Origin of the sequence: Roseococcus sp. YIM B11640, assembly GCF_049727625.1 — a bacterium.
Classification (GTDB): domain Bacteria; phylum Pseudomonadota; class Alphaproteobacteria; order Acetobacterales; family Acetobacteraceae; genus Roseococcus.
The window spans coordinates 69,889-87,396 of sequence record NZ_JBBJOZ010000004.1 but is presented as its reverse complement, the minus strand read 5'-3'; the positions used below and the strand labels follow the sequence as shown (position 1 = coordinate 87,396).

Here is a 17,508-nt window from a genome sequence, read left to right as displayed (position 1 = left end):
TCCCCGGCCCGAGAGAAGCACGGATGAAGCTGGCCTCGCACACTCAGGACGATACTCCGCTTATTGCCTTTATCGCCGTCTCCATCGCGCTGACGTTTCTGGCCGACATTTTCATGCCTCTCGGCATTGCGGTGTGGATCGTCTATCTCTTGCCGGCGGCCTTCGCCTACCTCTGCTGGCGTCCCCGCATCACCATCATGATCGCGGCCGCCACCACGATCCTGATCATCCTGGGCTACTTTCTCAGCCCCCCAGGCGGCGATCCGGAGCTGGCGCGAATCAATCGCGGCTTCGGTGTTCTCACAGCCTGGATCATCGGCGTCACCGGCTACTTCTTCATCAAGACGAAGATCGCCGTGCAGCGCCAGGAATGGCTGCAGTCGGCCCAGGTCGGCCTGGCCGCGCGCATCGGCGGCGAGCAACGGATGGACCAGCTGGCCGAAAACATGCTGGGCCAGCTGGCGGAGCAACTCGGCGCTTCGGCCGGGGCGGTGTTCATCCAGAACGGGGACGGCTTTCACCGCTATGCCACCTTCGGCGTCCCGGCGGACGCGCCGATGCCCGAGAAGGTGGAGGCGGGAGACGGCCTCCTGGGCCAGGCGATCCGTGACCGCAAGTGCTACGTGCTGACGGATGTGCCGGAAGGCTATCTTTACTTCGGATCGGGCCTCGGCCGCGGTTCGCCGAAGAGTCTCCTGATCGCCCCCATCATGGCCGATGACCAGGTGAACGGCGTGCTGGAGCTGGGTTTCCAGTTCACCATTGGCGAGCGGAAGGTGGCTCTCCTGGAGCAGGTCTCCCAGGCGATGGGCGTCGCTATTCGTTCGGCGAAGTACCGGGTCCGCTTGCAGGAATTCCTGGAGGAAACCCAGCGTCAGGCCGCCGAGCTTCAGACCCAGAGCGAGGAACTGCGCGCGTCCAACGAAGAACTGGCCGCGCAGACGGACGAGCTGAAGCAATCCCAGACCGAGCTCGAGCGCCAGCAAGCCGCGCTGGAGCGAAGCAATGCCGAACTGGAGGAGCAGGCCCGGCAGCTCGAGATCCAGCGCGACGACCTCGCTCAGACGCAGGCGGCGCTGCAATCCCAGGCCAAGATCCTGGAGCAGGCGAACCAGTACAAATCCGAGTTCGTCGCCAACATGTCCCACGAGCTGCGGACGCCCCTGAACTCCCTGCTCATCCTCGCGCGGCTGCTGGCGGAGAACCGGACCGGGAACCTCAATGCCGAGCAGATCAAGTATGCCCGCACCATCGAGGGATCGGGCAACGACCTGCTGCTGTTGATCAACGACATCCTGGACATCTCCAAGATCGAGGCTGGGCGGCTGGACATGCAGCCCAGCGTGGAACGGATCGCGCCCATCGTGGAGAAGCTGGCGGGCAGCTTCCGTCCCCTCGCCGCGCAGAAGGGCCTCGACTTGCGCGCGGAGATCGCGGCCGATGCGCCCGCCGAGATCGAGAGCGATCTGCAGCGCGTGGAGCAGGTGCTGAAGAACTTCCTTTCCAATGCCGTGAAGTTCACCGAGCGCGGCGAGGTCCGGCTGTCGGTGTCGCGCCGGCCGGACCGTCGCATCGCGTTCACGGTCCGCGATACCGGCATCGGCATTCCCGCAGATCAGCAGGAGGCCATCTTCGAGGCCTTCCGCCAGGCTGACGGAACGATCAGCCGCAAGTACGGCGGCACCGGGCTCGGACTGTCGATTTCGCGGGAGTTGGCGCGCCTGCTCGGCGGGCATATCGAGGTGGAGAGCCGCGCGGGCCAGGGCAGCGCCTTCACGCTGATACTTCCCGAGGTCTTTTCGCCCGCACAGGTGGCGCCGCAGGGTGCCCCGCCGGTGCGGCAGGCTTTCGTCCCTGCCCTGCTGGATGAGCCGCGGCCCGCGCCGGTGCCCACGCCGCGACGCGCCGCCGTCGAGGACGACCGCGAGGCGCTGGAAAACGGCCGGCGCGCCATCCTCGTGGTCGAGGATGACCCCGCCTTCTCGCGTATCCTTTACGATCTGGCGCACGAGCTCGGCTTCCAATGCATCATCGCGCGCACCGCGGACGAGGGCGCCGAGGCCGCGAGGCAATACCTGCCTCACGCCATCATCCTGGACATGGGATTGCCCGATCATTCGGGACTTTCGGTCCTGGACCGCGTGAAGCGCGACGTCCGCACCCGCCACATCCCGGTGCATGTCGTCTCGGTCAGCGATTACACGCAGGCCGCGATGGCCTTCGGGGCGATCAGCTACATGCTGAAGCCGGTGAAGCGGGAACAGCTGGTCGAGGCTTTGCAGAGCCTGGACGATCGCCTCACGGAGCAGGTGCGCCGCATCCTCATCGTGGAGGATAACGAGACGCAGCTCGATAGCCTGCGATCGCTGCTCGGCTCCGATGGCGTGGAGACCTACGGCGCGCGCACCGCCGCCGCCTGCCTGGAGGAGCTGCGCAAGCGCACCTTCGACTGCCTCGTGCTGGATCTCAGCCTGCCGGACGCCTCGGGCTTCGAGGTGCTCGAAAAGCTGAACGCGGATGAGGATTCGAGCTTCCCGCCGGTCATCGTCTATACGGGCCGCGACCTTTCGGCGGAGGAAGAGCTGCGGCTGCGGCGGCACTCCAGGTCCATCATCATCAAGGGAGCGAAGTCCCCCGAACGGCTGCTTGATGAGGTGACGCTCTTCCTGCACCAGGTCGTGGCCGAGCTGCCGGACCAGCAGCAACGCATGCTTGCCCGGTCCATGAACCGCGATGCCGCGATCGAGGGCCGCAATATCCTCGTCGTCGAAGACGACGTGCGGAACGTCTTCGCGCTGACGTCCATCTTCGAGCCGCATGGCGCGACGGTGACCATCGCGCGCAACGGGCTGGAAGCCCTCTCCGCCCTGCGCGCGGCGCGCGAAGGGAAGACCGCGCCGGTGGATATCGTCCTGATGGACGTGATGATGCCGGAGATGGACGGGCTCACCGCCACGCGAGAGATCCGGCGCGAAGCGGAGTGGAAGAGCCTGCCCATCATCGCCCTGACGGCCAAGGCCCGGCCCGAAGACCAGGCGCAATGCCTCGCCGCCGGCGCCAGCGACTACCTCGCCAAGCCGCTGGACGTGGACAAGCTTCTCTCCCTCGTGCGCGTGTGGATGCCGCGGTGAGGGTCTGGACCGCACCGGCCGAACTGCAGGAACTGGAAGCCTCCCTCCTGCTCGAAGCCATCCACCAGCGCTACCATTACGATTTCCGCGGCTACTCCCGCGCCTCGGTCTCGCGGCGGCTGGAGGAAGCGCGTCGCCATTTCAATTGTCGCAACCTCTCCGCGCTGCAGGAACGTGTGCTGCACGACCCCGGCAGCCTTCCTGGTCTCATCGACATCCTGACCATCCAGGTCAGCGAGATGTTCCGGGACCCCGAGTACTTCCGCGAATTGCGCGAGAAGGTGGTGCCCCACCTTCGCACCTATCCTTCGCTCAAGGTCTGGGTGTCCGGCTGCGCCAATGGAGAGGAGCTCTATTCCCTCGCGATCCTCTTCCGGGAGGAAGGACTGGAAAGCCGGACCATCTTCTATGCGACCGATATCAACACCGCCGCGCTCGCCAAGGCGGAGGCGGGCATCTACGACCTCGACCGCATCGCGCTCTTCACCGAGAACCATCGCCGTTCCGGCGGGCGCACATCGCTGTCGGATTATTATTCGGCGGCCTACGGCGCCGCCGCCTTCGACCGCACGCTGCGCGCCCGGACCGTCTTCTCGGAGCACAGCCTGGTCTCCGACGCTGTATTCTCCGAAGCCCATCTCATCTCCTGCCGCAACGTGATGATCTACTTCGACCGTGAGCTACAGGACCGCGCGGCCGGCCTCTTCTCGCAATCGCTCGTCCATGGCGGCTTCCTCGGCCTCGGCGCGCAGGAGACACTTCGCTTCAACCGACATGCAGCCGATTTCGCCGAATTCTCTGCCGACAAGCGTATCTACCGCCGCGTCTCGCCCCTTCCCGCGTTGGGGGGCAGCGATGGCGCCTGAGGCGGTCAAGTTCCTCCTGGTGGACGACCTGGAGGCCAACCTCTTCGCGCTGGAGGAATTGCTTCAGCGCGAGGGCCTGCAGATCTTCAAGGCCAAGTCCGGGCCCGAGGCGCTGGAGCTCCTGCTGGTCCACGACTTCGCGCTCGCGCTGCTCGACGTGCAGATGGAGGGTATGGACGGGTTCGAACTCGCAGAGCTGATGCGCGGGACGGAGCGGACGCGCGCCACGCCGATCATCTTCCTCACCGCCGTCGCGCATGACGAGCGGCGGCATTTCCGCGGCTACGAAGCGGGCGCCGTGGATTTTCTCGCCAAGCCCATCAGCCCCCAGATGCTGCTCAGCAAGACGAGCGTCTTCTTCGAGCTGGCACGGCAGAGGCAAGAGCTGGCCCGCCAGCGCGACGACCTGCGCGACGGCGCCGAGAAACTCAGCGGCGCGCTCGCGCGCCTTCAGGCCCATGCCGACAATTCGCCGCTGGCGGTCATCGAACTGGGGCCTGACTTCCGTATCGCCGAATGGTCGCAGGGGGCCGAGCGCATGCTCGGCTGGTGCCGCAAGGACGTGCTGGGACGGCTGATCGAGGAGATGCCCCTGATCGACGCCGCCGATCGCGATACCTTCGCGCAGATGCGCGCCGAACTGGCGAAGGGCGAGCCACGTGCCATCTGCGCCGCCCGGCTGCATCGCAAGGACGGCAGCATCATCGATTGCGAGTGCTACAGCTCCGCCCTCACCGGCCGGGCCGGAAAGGTCGTCTCCGTTTCGATGCAGCTTCTGGACGTCACGGAACGCAGGCGGGCCGAGGCGACGCAGCAGCTGCTCATCGGCGAGCTCAATCACCGCGTGAAGAACATGCTCGGCACGGTGCAGGCCATCGCCGCGCACACGCTGCACGGCGCCCAGGACCCCGCGGCCTTCGTGACCCGGTTCAATGGGCGTCTCCAGGCGCTCGCCCAGGCCCATTCGGTGCTGAGCGGCCGGACCTGGACGGGCGCCATGCTGCGCGAGTTGATCGAGGCCCAGCTGCAGCTCGGTACGCTCGACCCTGCGCGCCTCCGCCTCGCCGGCCCGGACCTGAGCCTGGAACCGCAACAGGCGCTGATCCTGGGCCTCATCCTGCATGAGCTGACGACCAATGCCCACAAATACGGCGCCCTCTCCACGCCGCAGGGGCAGCTCGAGCTGAACTGGCGGCGCGACGGCGGCACGCTTCGCCTGCGCTGGCGGGAGACCGGCGGGCCCGCGGTCTCCGCGCCTTCCCGAAACGGCTTCGGGACCACGCTCATCGAACAGAGCATGCGCTCCGAGGGCGGCGAGGCGCAGGCTACCTACGCCCCGGACGGCATGATCTGGGACATTTCCCTGCCGCTTCCTCTGCTCGATGGCGAGCAAGCACCCGAAAGCGCGTCCCCACCCGCCCCGGCGGCCCGGGAGGCGGGCCGGGAACTGGCGGGGATGCGGATCCTCATCGTGGAGGACGAGCCCATCATAGCCATGCAGATGGCATTGGTGCTCGAACAGGCCGGAGCGATCATCCAGGGCCAGGCGGGCTCCGTCCGGCAAGCGCTCTCGCTCATCGAGGCGGGATCGCCGGACGCTGCCCTGCTCGACGGGAATCTGCGCGGCGAGGAGGTGAGCGATGTCGCCTCGGCCCTGACCGAGCGGGGCGTCCCCTTCGTCTTCGTCAGCGGCTACGGGCGCGAGAGCCTGCCCCGCGCCTTCGGTTCGGTTCCCCTGCTGAACAAGCCTTTCTCGACCGCGGATCTCGTCGCGGCCGCGCAGCGGCTGCTTCCGGCGCTGAACTAGAGCCCTTCCGCTTCGGCGGGCGAGCCGAAGCGGAAAGGCTGGCGCCGACTCAGTCCCCCCGCAGGACGATATCCGGCACCACGAAGCGTTCCGCGCCATTCACGGTCACGATGGTGCCATCACCCTCACGGCTAGCGACCACCGGCATCCGCTCGGCCGTCGAAACCCGCGAGCCCTGGAACAGGAGCGTGCGCTTGCCCCCGCCAGGGAGCGTTACCTCGACCTGCGCCTGGCCCGCCGAACGGCGCACGCCGAAGGGGCAGGTTCCGGGCTCCCGGCCCGGCAGGCGGCAGGCCAGTTCGCCGGTCGCCTGGAAACGTGAGCCCGCGACGGTCGGGTCCGCTGCGGCCTCGCGGAGGAACCGGCCGGCGGCCCAACCGGCGGGGGCGTCGGCCTCGGGCGGCCCGATGCGGCACCAGCGCGCGCCCGAGCTCTCCTCGCAGCCGAAATTGCGAACGACGGCGCCCTCGTCGAAGCGCAGCACGACCGGGTTGGAATAGCCTGGCCCCGTGCGGACCGTCAGCGTGTCGCCCCTGGACAGCCCGCCCACCTGCCAGCGCGGGGGACCGGCGGCCTCGGAAGGCTTGGGCTCCGCGGGGCCACGGCCTCCGAGGGAAAAAGCGATGCTGTAGTTCGACGCTTCGCCGCGCCTGGCGGCGGCTCGCACCAAAAAAACCTCGGCCACGTAAGTGCCGTCGGCCTGAAGCGTGCCCGTGAAGTCGTTTCCGTCCGAGGCGCCGTTATGAATGCTGGCCCCGCTGCCGGGCGGACGCAGCAGGAAAGTGGCCCTGGAATTGCCCGGCCGGAAGCGAATGGAAAGGGTCTGCCCGGCCTGCGCGGGCAAACGATACTCGACGGACTGGTGGCCCCGGATCCGTCCGTTGAAGCTCGCTGAATGGTTATTGGCTGAGAAGCGGACAGGAACAGTGCTTGCCGGCTCCGCCGCCTGCGCGGCCATGCCGGCCGGCATGACAAGCGCACAAGCGAGCAGGAGCGGACGAAACGAGTTCCACATGGCGACCTCCGTGTCGATTTCCGGAGGGTCAACGTCCGAGAGGGATGGAGGTCGCCCGGCGTCAGCGCAGGCCGAAGAAGGTGAGGACCGCGATGACGACCACGACAAGGCCGACGATGTAGATGATCTGGTTCATGTCAAAGGTTCCTTTTGCCGACCCCACAGCAATGCGCGAGGCCCGCAAAAGGTTTCCCCCGGCTGGAAGGATCAGGACAAAGCAGAAGCTGCCTTCCTGCGGATCCGCTGCCGCGGATTTGATGATCGGCGGCCGATAGGGTAGGAGGGTACCCTATGGCTCACCTGACCTGCCACCGAGACCCCCTTCTCGCGCGCGTCCGCCGCATCGCCGGGCAGGTCGCCGCCCTGGAGAAGGCGATCGCAGGCGACGTGGGTTGCGCGGAAGTGCTTCATCAGGCCGCCGGCGTCCGCGGCGCGATCGCAGGCCTCATGGATGAGCTGATCGAGGATCATTTGCGCGAGCACGTCGCCCGCCCCGGCCTCACCGACGAGGAACGCGCCGCGGCTGCGAAGGAGCTCGCCGCCGTCATCCGCCGGTACGGCAAGTGAGGGAGACTAACTTGTCGCCGGCGGCCCATGACCATGTCTTCCTCGGAAGCCGGCACGACGCGCATGCGCGCCGCACGCTCTGGGTGGTGCTGCTCACCGCGACGATGATGGTGGGCGAGATCGCCGCCGGGCTGCTCACGCAATCCATGGCGCTGCTTGCCGACGGCTTTCACATGGCCACGCACGCTGGCGCCCTGGCAGTCGCCGCGGGCGCCTATGCCTATGCGCGGCGCCATGCCCGCGATCCGCGCTACAGCTTCGGAACCGGCAAGGTGGGCGATCTCGCCGGCTTCGCTTCGGCCCTGGTCCTCGGCTTCGCGGCGATCGGGATCGCCGGGGAATCCGTGATGCGCCTGCTGGAACCGCGCGAGGTGGCCTTCGGCGAGGCGACGGTGGTCGCGGTGCTCGGCCTCGTCGTCAATGTCGTAAGCGCGCTGCTGCTCGGCCACGGGCATCAGCACCACGACCATGACGGTCATCATCACGAGCACGAGCAGGACAACAACCTGCGGTCGGCCTATCTGCACGTGCTGGCGGATGCCCTGACCTCGGTGCTTGCCATCGCGGCGCTGCTGGGCGGGCGTTACCTCGGCTGGGCCTGGCTCGACCCCGCCATGGGTATCGCCGGCGCGGCCGTGATCGCCGTCTGGTCATGGGGGCTGCTGCGCGACACCGCGGCCGTCCTGCTCGACACCTCCGACCCCGCGCTGGAGGCCGAGGTACGCGAGCAGGTCGAGGGTCCCGGCGACACCCGGATCACGGACCTGCACATCTGGCGGCTCGGTCCCGGCGCGCATGCGGCGATCGTCAGCGTCACCGGCGCGGTCGACAACGAGACGGTCCGCGAACGGTTGCGCCCCGTGCACGAACTCGCCCACCTCACCGTGGAGACGCGTTGAGCCTTCAGGGGCAGTTGGTGAAGCGCTGGCTGCCGCTCTGGATGATCCTGCAGCCGACCTCGCGCGGAGAGGGCATGAGCGGCGGCGCCGCATAGATCGGCAACCCCGCGGGATTGCCCGAGCCCGGCGAGCGCCCGGCCTCGATGGCCCTTCTCTCGCCGATCATGGAACGGCAGGTGACATAGCGCTCGCTGCCCGGCTCGAACCCGTAGCCCCGGCACTGGCGATCCTCGGCCGAGGCTTCCTGGGCCGGCGTCGGCGGCTGGCAGGCCCCGAGCGATGTCACAAGCAGCAGGAAAAGGCCGAAGCGCGCGGGATGAACGATCATGACGCCGAGCTTAGGGGAGATCCCCACGGCTCGGAAACGGCCTTCACAGCTGCAGGAGATGCTCGACGAAGCCGCCCCGCGCCCGTCCAGGTGCGGGATGTCCGACCGCGACCGAGGCTGGCGCCCTGACGCGCGCGCCGCCGGGACTCATGCCGAACTCCCGGCGAAAGGCCCGGCTGAAGAGGGAGGGGTCCTCGAAACCATATGTCGCGGCGATCTCTCGGATCGGCCGCGTCTCGTGCGGATCTTCCAGCTGGCGCCGGCAGGCGTGCAGTCGCTCGCGCCTAATGGCGTGCATCACGCCTCCCTCCCCTTCGAGCAGGCGGTAAAGCTGGCTTCGCGAGACACCGGCCATGCCGCAAAGCATTTCCACACCCAGCTCCGGCAATGCGACGTGACGGCGGATGGCGGCCTGCACCCGCGCGAGCCGGACCGAATGAAGATACGGCCCCGCCTCCGCGACAGCATCCGCATCGGGACGCAAGCATCCGCCCAGCATCGCGCGCAGCGCCGAGCCGGCCTGCGTCAGCTCGCTTCCGGACATCTGCGGCAGACTCGCCGCGAGGCCTTGCAGGAAGCTCGCGAGCAGCCTGCCGAAAGGCGCATCAAGCACAAAGCCGCGCGCGGCATCGAAGCCGGCCAGTCGCGGCGCCAGGTCGCGCGGCAGGTAGACGTGAATGCGTTCGTCCGCGGGCCTCAACGCCTGGAACGGGTGCCCCAGGGAGAAGAGAAACGGTATCCTGCCGGGCACCGTATGTTCCGCCTTGTCCGTTGAAACCCGCATCGCCCTGTCCGCGACGCTCAGCACCCAATGATCGACGGGCTGGCGGCTGATCAGCTGCGGCGTCCGACTCACACGAAGCGAGGGCACCCGCGCGATGGCGATGCCCAGGTCGCCCAATTGCCAGAAGCTGTTCTCGGCAGCGAAGCCGTCGCGGTCGGGCTCCTCCGCATCGAAGACGTCGGCAAGCCAGGCGTGCCACGCCTCGAACTGCTGCGCGCGCGGCAAGGTCAGGGTCGAGAAGATATCAGCCAAAAGGCCGTCTCCCTCTGCGGTCTGGTCAGAGCCATACCAGATGGAGAGGCTTATACGCTCAGAATTCAGCGTCCAGTTCGAGCTCCGTGATTTTCGCCTCGGGTTCGAGCTTTGCCGCCTCGCTCCACTCCTGGAACAGGTCCCAGCCTTCGATGGTCTGCGCATAAGCCTCGCAGCCGGGCTCCATCTTCACGTCATAGGTCCGCAGCCGCGTCACCACCGGTGCGTACATCGCGTCCGCCACGCTGGGCCTGGGCCCGAAGAGCCACGGGCCACCCCAGATACGGAGGCAATCCAACCAGAGGTATTGGATCCGCTCGATATCGGCCCTCGCCGCCGACCAGACGGTGAAGCCCGGGACGAAGGCGCGCAAATTCATGGGGAGGGACGAACGGAGAGCATGGAACCCGGCATGCATCTCGCCGCAGATCGAGCGGCAGCGCGCGCGGGCGATGCGGTCCTCAGGGAAAAGGCAGGCATCCGGCCGCAACTCGTTCAGGTACTCGGCGATCCCGAGCGTGTCCCAGATCTCCGCCCCCTCATGCTCCAGGCAGGGGATCAGGATGGAGGAGGAGTTCAGCAGCAGCTCGGCCCGGGTGGCCGGGTCGTCCACCGAGACCGCGTGGACCCGGAAAGGCAAGCCCGACATGCGCGTGATAAGCCATCCCCGCATCGACCAGGAGGAGTAGTTGCGGCTGCTGATCCGCAGAAGGGCTTCCGGGGCCGCCTTCGTCGCGGCGGGTTTCCTCGGAGTCGTCGTGCGCGCCATGCCAGCCCCCATGTCCCCGCCCAGGCTAGACGCGAATTCGCAGTTGCGAAATGCCCGAAGCCGCGCAACATGGCGGCCGGATGATCTACCCCACCCTTCAGACAAGCCAGGATATCCTCTCGCCGATGAGGATGATGGCCCGCCAGATGGGCGGCCTCATAGCGCCGTGGATGCCCGCGCCGGGCGCGCCCCACGACATGCTGTTCGGCGGCCTGAGGGCGTTGCGCGCCAGCCTGGAGGTCTTCGGCCATGCGGGCCTGCTGACGCGCCGCCCGGACTACGGGATCGGCGCCATCCGCGTCGGCAACCGGACGGTCGAGGTGGAGGAAGTCGCTGTCGCCCGCACGCCCTTCGCGAGCCTGCTGCACTTCCGCAAGGACGTCGCCACCCCCCTGCCCCGGGTGCTGGTGGTCGCGCCCATGTCGGGTCATTTCGCGACCCTTCTGCGCGGCACGATCCAGGTGCTGCTGCAGGACCATGACGTCTACATCACCGACTGGCACAACATCCGCGACGTGCCCGCCTCGGCCGGCCGCTTCGGCCTGGACGAGTTCATCGACCATGTGATGCATTTCCAGGAGGCGATCGGCCCCGGCGGCCATGTGCTGGCCGTCTGCCAGCCCGTGGTGGCGGTGCTGGCTGCGGTGGCGCTGATGGCCGAGGATCGCCACCCGGCCTCGCCCCGCAGCATGACGCTGCTGGCCGGCCCCATCGACGCGCGCCAGCATCCGACCGAGGTGAATCGCCTGGCCGAAAGCCGGGATATCGGCTGGTTCAAGAGCAATCTCATCTGCTCGGTCCCCTGGCGCTACCAGGGCGCGGGGCGGCGGGTCTATCCGGGCGCGCTGCAGCTCTCGGCCTTCATGTCGATGAATCTCGGCCGCCACATGAAGGCGCATCACGAGCAGTTCTGGTCACTGTTCGACGGCAACACGGCCAAGTCCGAGCAGCACCGCCGCTTCTACGACGAATATCTCTCGGTAATGGACCTGCCCGCGGAGTTCTTCCTGGAGACGGTGAAGACGGTGTTCCAGGACCATGCCCTGGCGCGCGGCGAGTTGACCTGGCGCGGCCGCCCCGTGCGGCCGGAGGCCATCCGCCGTACGGCGGTGATGGCCGTCGAGGGCGAGAAGGACGACATCTGCGGCATCGGGCAGACCATGGCGGCGCTCGATCTCTGCCGCAGCGTGCCGGTGACGATGCGCCGCTACCATCTCCAGACCGGCGTCGGCCATTACGGCGTCTTCTCGGGCCGCCGGTTTGCCCAGGCGATCTACCCCCGCATTCGCGAGATGATCCAGGCGCACCAGGGCTAAGTCACGCCCGGCCGCGCCCCTGCACCCGAATCGCCACGAAGAAGCAGGCCTGCGCGACCAGGCCGGCCATCGCCAGCACCAGCGCGGCCGACAGCATCGGGTTGGAGCCCAGCCCCGCCAGCGCCGCGCAGGTCGCGCCGACGCCCATCTGGATCGCGCCGTAGACGCCCGAGGCGGAGCCGATCACATGCGGATTCACGCTCAGCGCCTGTGCCATGGCAGTGGGCGAGGCGAAGCCGAGGCCGATGGTGAAGGCGAACATGCAGGCCATCACCAGCACCAGGCTCGCATGTCCCGACAAGGTCGCGGCCAGCATGATCAGCATCGCCACCGCGCTGACGAAGTTGCCGCGCACCATCAGCTTGACCATGGAGAACCGCCCCAGCATCCGGCTCACCAGCGCGCTGCCGAGCCACATGCCGAAGACCAGCATCGCCAGGTAGAAGCCGGTTTCGTGCGGTGGGCGGTGAAGCTCATGCGTGAAGATGAAGGGCGCCGCGGCGATGAAGGCGAAGACGGCGGTGGTGGCGCAGCCGCCGCCGATCGCATAGCCGAGGAAGGCCGGCGAGCGGATCAGCTGCAAGCCGTGATGGAGAAAGGCGCTGCCGTCGCCGGAATCGGAGGGCCGCGTCTCGGGCAGCATGCGCCAAGCCAGGAACAGGTTCACGACGCCGAAGGCGCACATCAGCAGCAGGATGGAGCGCCAGCCCGTGGTCTCGACCAGCAGCGTGCCGATCAGCGGCGCGATGCCGGGACCCACCGTGATCATCAGGTTCATGACCGCCAGCCGCTTGGCCGTTCCTGCCGGCGGCGAGGTGTCGCGCACGACGGTGCGGCCGAGCACGAGCCCCGCGCATCCGCCGAGCGCCTGGAAAAGCCGCGCCGCGATCAGCGCTGCGGGACCCGTGGCGAGGGCCGCGGCCAGCCCCGAGACCGCATAGATCGCGAGCCCCACCATCAGCACCGGGCGGCGCCCGAAGCGGTCGGAAGCCGGCCCGTAGATGAGCTGCCCGAAGGCCAGCCCGTAGATGTAGAGGCTCACCGTCATCTGCATCGTGCCGATGCTGGCGCCCAGGTCCTCGGCCGCCCGCGGCAGGGCCGGCACGAAGATGTGCATGGCCAGCGTGCCGCTGAAGGTGAAGAGCGCGAGCAGCCAGAGCGGGACCGAAATGCGGCCCTCGGGCTCGACCATCTGCACCTGATCCCTCACGGCGTCGCGACCTGGGGCTCGATCTGGACGGTGGCGGTCAGGCCCGCGACGAGGCGCGTGCCGTCCGGAATCTCATCGAGCTCGATACGGACCGGCACGCGCTGCGCGAGGCGCACCCAGGTGAAGGTCGGGTTGATATTGGCGAGAAGCCCGGTGCTGGCCGTGCGTTCGCGGTCCTCGATGGCGGCGGCCACGCCCTGGACATGGCCGCGCAGCCGCACCGACTGCCCCATGAGCTCGATAGCCGCCGGCGCGCCGGCATGGATGCGGGGAAGCTTGGTCTCCTCGAAATACCCCTCCACGCGCAGCGAGTCCGTATCCACCAGCGCCATCACCGCGCGCCCGGCGCTCACATAGTCGCCGGGGCGGAGCATCAGGTTAGTGATGATGCCGTTGGCAGAGGCCCGGACCTCCGAGCGCTCCAGGTTGAGATGCGCGAGCGCGTTGTCGGCCGTCGCCTGGCCCAGCGTGGCCTCCGCCTGCGCCACGCGGGTGCGCGCCTGCTCGGCCGACTGGCGGGAGATGACGTCGCGGATCTGTTCGTAGCGCGTGAGGTCGCGCCGCGCCTGCTCCAGCTCCGCGCGGCGGCCTTCGACCATGGCATCGGACTGGCGGAGCGCGATGCGGAACCGCTCCGGGTCGATGCGGAACAGCACGTCCCCGCGATGCACGCGGGCGTTGTCGGCGACCAGAACCTCGCTCACCAGGCCGGAGACGTCGGGCGCGATGCTGTTCACGTCCGCCCGCACGCGCGCATCGCGCGTCCAGGGCTCGTTCATGTAGTGGTTCCACAGCCCATGGCCGACCAATCCCGCGCCGGCGACGACGCAGAGAGTGACGGCGACGCGCAGGGCGCGCATCAGGGAGGGGCGCATCAGAAGGTACTCCGCAGAAGGGACCAGCCCCCGCCCAGGATCAGGACGTAGAGGCCGACGTTGAACAGCGCACGGTGCCAGACGAAGTCATAGGCACCGATCCGGGCGAGAAGCCGGCTCACGAGGCGCATGGCGCCATAGGCGAGCACCATCACGATCAGGAAGCTCGGGACGAAAACGCCGTAGATATCGATTTCGGGAGGCATGGTTCGCTCCTACACCGCCTCGAGCCGCGGCTGCGGCGCGAGGGGCATGGCGGCGGGACCGGCCGTCTCGGGGTAGAGGCCGCGCCGCAGGCCCGTCAAGGCCTCGGCAGCCGCGATGGCTGCCGGGGTCGCGGGCTGGGCGCCGAGCGCGGCCAGCGCCAGGTCGATGGAAGCGCGCAGGCCGGGACGGGCCGGCAGGCTGCCGCCTTCCGCGCGACGGCGGAAATGGGCGGTCACGCCGTTGAGGACGCGCTCGATGCGGCCCCGTGCGGCCTCGGGCAGCGCCAGCCGCTCGCGCCGCAGGCAGAGCAGCGCGTAGCCCACGCGCATCTCGGCAAGGCTGTCGATCCGCAGGTTGTCGTTTGCCGCGAGCCGCGGCGCCAGTTGCGCCAGCCGGTCCAGCGCACGGGAGAGATGCGTCTGGTCTGTCGCGTCGCGCTGTCCGGCGGCGAGGGCCGACAGTTCCTCCCAACCGGCACGGGCCAGGCGGCGCGCGGCGAGCCCGGCGCCGAAGGGCCGTACGACCGAGGTCCAGACCATCGCGAAGGCGATGCCCGCCAGCACGCCGATGCCCCCATTCACATAAGCGGCGAGATCGGCCGAATACCGGTTCTGCAGGGCCAGCGAGCCGGTGCCGTTGGCCGCCAGCAGCATCGTCGCCAGCATGAATTGCGGGCGCGAGGACAGCAGGCCGATGAGCAGCATCGGCGGCGCCAGCACCAGCGCCAGCAGCTCGAATTCGCGAATGCCCGGCAGGATACCGAAGAGGTAGATCCCGGCCCCCACCAGGCTGATCGCCGTCCATTGGAACATGGCCTTGAGCGGCGGCATCGGCTGGTCCATCGCGCCGAAGAAGCAGCAGGCAACGGCAGTGATGGCCATGAGCGAGGCGCCGCCCGCCCAGCCGCTCCAGATCCACACCAGGCCGGAGAGGAAGGTGGCGGCGGCGGCGGAGGCGCAGGCGAAGAAGATCATCGCATGGTCGTGGTGCCGCTCCCGCGAGAGCAACGCGGGTCGGCGGTAGCCGGCCGGCTGCGGCCCGCCTGCGATGGCATGGCGCTGGGCCACGGCGTCGTCCCAGGTCTCGACGAGCAGCGCGAGGCGCCGGGTCAGCCCGCGGCGCACCAGCCCGTGCCACGGCAGCGCGGGCGCCCCCTCCAACGCGGCGATCTCCGCCAGGAGCGTATCCGCGCCGCCGGGCGCCGCGGCGGTCATCCAGTCGGCGATACGCTCCGTCAGCCCGGTCACCTGCGGCGGGAGGGTGCCGTCCTCGAGGCGGAGCGCGTGCATGCGGTCCGCGATGGTGGAAATGATGGGCAGCAGGTAGAGCAGCCGCGCCCTGAGCTCGCGCGCATGCACGGCCATTCCGTGCGCCTCCGCATCAAAGGACAGCTGCACAATGAGGGCGTCGAGCGCCGCGATATCGGCCGCCATGCGCTGGCGGGCCAGCGGCGTGGTGGGCGATGCGCCGTCGCCGCGGAGGATTTCGCGCGCCCAATCGCCCGCGTCGCGCAGCAGAGCCCCCGCGCGCGCCGCGACCACGGGGCCGATGCTGACCGGGAAGACGACGGCGCCGACCACGCTGGCGCAAATAATGCCGATAATGATCTCCTGGCTGCGGGCGATGGCGACATCGAAGATGGTCCCGGGCGCGCCGATGGCCGGAAGCGCGATCAGCGGCAGGGTGTAGCCCGCCAGCATGAAGAGGTAGCTGCGCGGCGTGCGGTCGAGCAGCGCGAGGTAGAGCAGCGCGCCGACCCAGATCGAGATGGCGGCCACCAGCAATTCCGGCGCGTTCACCAGCACGGGCACCAGCAGTACCGCGCCGGCCGCGCCGATCAGTGTGCCGCCCATGCGGAAGACGGCCTTTGAGGTGGTAGCGCCGGTCAGCGGGTTCATCACCACATAGACCGTCGTCATCGCCCAGTAGGGGTTGGTGAGGTCGAGCGCGAGCGCCAGGAACAGGGCCAGCATCGCGGCCGAGAACGCCTTGGCGGAGAAAATCCAGTCGCGCAGCGTGGGCCAGATCATGCCGTGACGGCCTCCGGCGCGCGGCGGGCATGGTCGGCGGACATGGCGTCGAAGATCCGCTGGGCGGCCGCGATCTCCTCGTCCGAAATGCCCGCGAAAATTCGTTCCCGAAGATCCGTGAGGACCATTTCGATGCGCGCGGCCATGGCCTCGCCCTCGGGCGTCAGCCAGATGGTCTTGGCGCGGCGGTCGTCCGGATCCTCGCGCCGCTCGATCAGGCCAGCGGCACCGAGCTGGTCCAGCAGGCGAACGAGGGACGGCCCTTCGATCCCGATATGTCCCGCCAGGGTGACCTGGCGCACGCCGCCGCCCAGCCGGCTCACCCAGATAAGGGGCGCGGCGCGGGCATCGGAGATGCCGTGGGCGGCCATGGCCTCCTGCGCGAGGCGGCGCCAGTTGCGGCTCGCCTGGAGAAGGTTGGCGGTCAGAAGGTGGCGGAGGGGTGGCTGGGTCACGCCCTCCATATAGATCGCCCTATTAGTTAGTTTGCTACCTATTTACATGAAATCGCGTTAATTCGCTGCAGCGCAGCATCAGCAGGGCTCGGCGGCGAAGCGGTGGGTGGGGTTCACGAATTCCTCCTGCGCGGCAACGGTCAGGATCTCGCGGGACCCCGCCTCGGCGGTCCGGCGCAGGAGCCCGTAGACCGACGAACTGGCGGCAGCCAGCGCTTCCGCCACATCCCCGCTCCGCAGGCGATGGAACAGGAAGAGAGCGGCGATCGCGTCCCCCGCCCCATTGATCTGCAAGGGCAGCATCGGGGTGGTGACTCGGAAGAAGCGTCCGCCTTCCGCGGCCAGCAGCCCCATCCGGTCGGCCGGCATGTCGGGGAGCGCCAGGCTTGTCAGTAGCACGCAGCGCGGCCCCATCGCCTGGAGCGCAGATACGGCTTCCTTCGCCTCGCCGAGGTTCGTGACCTTGCGGCCAGTCAGCCACTCCAGCTCGAAGCGGTTGGGGGTGGCGATATCGGCCATGGGGATGGCCCGGTCGCGCAGGAATTCCGGAATGCCGGGGCGGACATAGATGCCCCGGTCGTCGTCCCCCAGCACCGGGTCGCAACACCAGAGCGCCTGGGGGTTGGCCGCCTTCACCCGCGCCACGGCATCCAGGATCGCCTCGCCGATCCCGGCATCGCCCATATAGCCGGAGAGCAAGGCGTCGCAGCGCGGCAGGACCCCACGCTCCTCGATGCCCTGCACGCAGTCCCGCACCAGGTCGGCGCCGAAGACCTGCCCGCGCCAGGCGCCGTAGCCGGTGTGGTTGCTGAACTGGACCGTGTTGATGGCCCACACCTCTGCCCCCAGCCGCTGCAGTGGGAACATGGCAGAGGCGTTGCCCACATGCCCGTAGGAGACCCAGGACTGGATGGAGAGGATGTTCATCGCCCCCCAGGGATAAGCCGCCCCCCGGCCGCGCCGCAATCAGGCTTGCCGCGCTTCCGTCCCGGTGCGA

At 68.6% G+C, this 17,508-nt stretch carries 17 protein-coding genes; 7 read left to right on the top strand and 10 right to left on the bottom strand.

Features of this window, described 5'->3' with window-relative positions:
- The first annotated feature begins 23 nt into the window (after window positions 1-23).
- From WJM96_RS16840 to WJM96_RS16830, 3 genes are read left to right on the top strand one after another with little or no spacing between them, the layout of a single operon-like run.
- A complete protein-coding gene (locus WJM96_RS16840; protein ID WP_424813693.1) occupies window positions 24-3,131 on the top strand; it encodes a response regulator in 3,108 nt (1,035 codons plus the stop codon).
- The gene (locus WJM96_RS16835) at window positions 3,128-3,997 is read left to right on the top strand and encodes a CheR family methyltransferase (protein WP_424813692.1); all 870 of its coding nucleotides are present in this window, start codon (window positions 3,128-3,130) and stop codon (window positions 3,995-3,997) included. Before WJM96_RS16840 ends, WJM96_RS16835 begins: the two co-directional genes overlap by 4 nt.
- The gene (locus tag WJM96_RS16830) at window positions 3,987-5,804 is read left to right on the top strand and encodes a response regulator (RefSeq protein ID WP_424813691.1); all 1,818 of its coding nucleotides are present in this window, start codon (window positions 3,987-3,989) and stop codon (window positions 5,802-5,804) included. Before WJM96_RS16835 ends, WJM96_RS16830 begins: the two co-directional genes overlap by 11 nt.
- 49 nt (window positions 5,805-5,853) lie before the next feature.
- On the opposite strand, the gene WJM96_RS16825 is transcribed toward WJM96_RS16830, so the two are convergent.
- The gene (locus WJM96_RS16825) at window positions 5,854-6,471 is read right to left on the bottom strand and encodes an SH3 domain-containing protein (protein WP_424813690.1); all 618 of its coding nucleotides are present in this window, start codon (window positions 6,469-6,471) and stop codon (window positions 5,854-5,856) included.
- Window positions 6,472-6,550: 79 nt separating this feature from the next.
- On the opposite strand from WJM96_RS16825, the gene WJM96_RS16820 reads away from it, so the two are divergent.
- From WJM96_RS16820 to dmeF, 3 genes are read left to right on the top strand one after another with little or no spacing between them, the layout of a single operon-like run.
- Complete coding sequence (locus WJM96_RS16820) at window positions 6,551-7,099, top strand: hypothetical protein (RefSeq protein WP_424813689.1); 549 nt, start codon at window positions 6,551-6,553, stop codon at window positions 7,097-7,099.
- Between the two features lie 11 nt (window positions 7,100-7,110).
- A complete protein-coding gene (locus WJM96_RS16815) occupies window positions 7,111-7,386 on the top strand; it encodes a metal/formaldehyde-sensitive transcriptional repressor (RefSeq protein ID WP_424813688.1) in 276 nt (91 codons plus the stop codon).
- A gap of 11 nt (window positions 7,387-7,397) precedes the next feature.
- Complete coding sequence (dmeF, locus tag WJM96_RS16810) at window positions 7,398-8,285, top strand: CDF family Co(II)/Ni(II) efflux transporter DmeF (protein WP_424813687.1); 888 nt, start codon at window positions 7,398-7,400, stop codon at window positions 8,283-8,285.
- Window positions 8,286-8,289: 4 nt separating this feature from the next.
- Here dmeF and WJM96_RS16805 read toward each other — a convergent pair whose 3' ends face one another.
- From WJM96_RS16805 to WJM96_RS16795, 3 genes are read right to left on the bottom strand one after another with little or no spacing between them, the layout of a single operon-like run.
- Entirely contained in the window at window positions 8,290-8,613 is a 324-nt protein-coding gene (locus WJM96_RS16805) for a hypothetical protein (protein WP_424813686.1), read from the bottom strand.
- A gap of 43 nt (window positions 8,614-8,656) precedes the next feature.
- Complete coding sequence (locus tag WJM96_RS16800; protein ID WP_424813685.1) at window positions 8,657-9,649, bottom strand: helix-turn-helix domain-containing protein; 993 nt, start codon at window positions 9,647-9,649, stop codon at window positions 8,657-8,659.
- 58 nt (window positions 9,650-9,707) lie between these two features.
- Complete coding sequence (locus WJM96_RS16795; RefSeq protein WP_424813684.1) at window positions 9,708-10,418, bottom strand: glutathione S-transferase; 711 nt, start codon at window positions 10,416-10,418, stop codon at window positions 9,708-9,710.
- Between the two features lie 80 nt (window positions 10,419-10,498).
- Here WJM96_RS16795 and WJM96_RS16790 point away from each other — a divergent pair, with 80 nt between their 5' ends.
- On the top strand, window positions 10,499-11,734 hold the full coding sequence (locus tag WJM96_RS16790; RefSeq protein WP_424813683.1) for a polyhydroxyalkanoate depolymerase: 1,236 nt from the start codon (window positions 10,499-10,501) through the stop codon (window positions 11,732-11,734).
- Between the two features lies 1 nt (window position 11,735).
- Here WJM96_RS16790 and WJM96_RS16785 read toward each other — a convergent pair whose 3' ends face one another.
- The 6 genes from WJM96_RS16785 to pdxY form a co-directional block, all read right to left on the bottom strand.
- A complete protein-coding gene (locus tag WJM96_RS16785) occupies window positions 11,736-12,944 on the bottom strand; it encodes a multidrug effflux MFS transporter (protein ID WP_424813682.1) in 1,209 nt (402 codons plus the stop codon).
- On the bottom strand, window positions 12,941-13,819 hold the full coding sequence (locus WJM96_RS16780; RefSeq protein ID WP_424813681.1) for an efflux RND transporter periplasmic adaptor subunit: 879 nt from the start codon (window positions 13,817-13,819) through the stop codon (window positions 12,941-12,943). Before WJM96_RS16780 ends, WJM96_RS16785 begins: the two co-directional genes overlap by 4 nt.
- Window positions 13,819-14,025 (bottom strand): DUF1656 domain-containing protein, encoded by a 207-nt coding sequence (locus tag WJM96_RS16775; protein ID WP_424813680.1) that lies wholly within the window; start codon window positions 14,023-14,025, stop codon window positions 13,819-13,821. The genes WJM96_RS16780 and WJM96_RS16775 overlap by 1 nt, the downstream gene beginning before the upstream one ends.
- Before the next feature lie 9 nt (window positions 14,026-14,034).
- Window positions 14,035-16,056, bottom strand: coding sequence for an FUSC family protein (locus WJM96_RS16770; protein WP_424813679.1), 2,022 nt, complete (start codon window positions 16,054-16,056; stop codon window positions 14,035-14,037).
- Window positions 16,053-16,511 (bottom strand): MarR family winged helix-turn-helix transcriptional regulator, encoded by a 459-nt coding sequence (locus WJM96_RS16765; RefSeq protein WP_424813678.1) that lies wholly within the window; start codon window positions 16,509-16,511, stop codon window positions 16,053-16,055. Before WJM96_RS16765 ends, WJM96_RS16770 begins: the two co-directional genes overlap by 4 nt.
- A 78-nt stretch (window positions 16,512-16,589) precedes the next feature.
- The gene (gene pdxY, locus WJM96_RS16760) at window positions 16,590-17,438 is read right to left on the bottom strand and encodes a pyridoxal kinase PdxY (protein ID WP_424813677.1); all 849 of its coding nucleotides are present in this window, start codon (window positions 17,436-17,438) and stop codon (window positions 16,590-16,592) included.
- Between the last annotated feature and the right edge of the window lie 70 nt (window positions 17,439-17,508).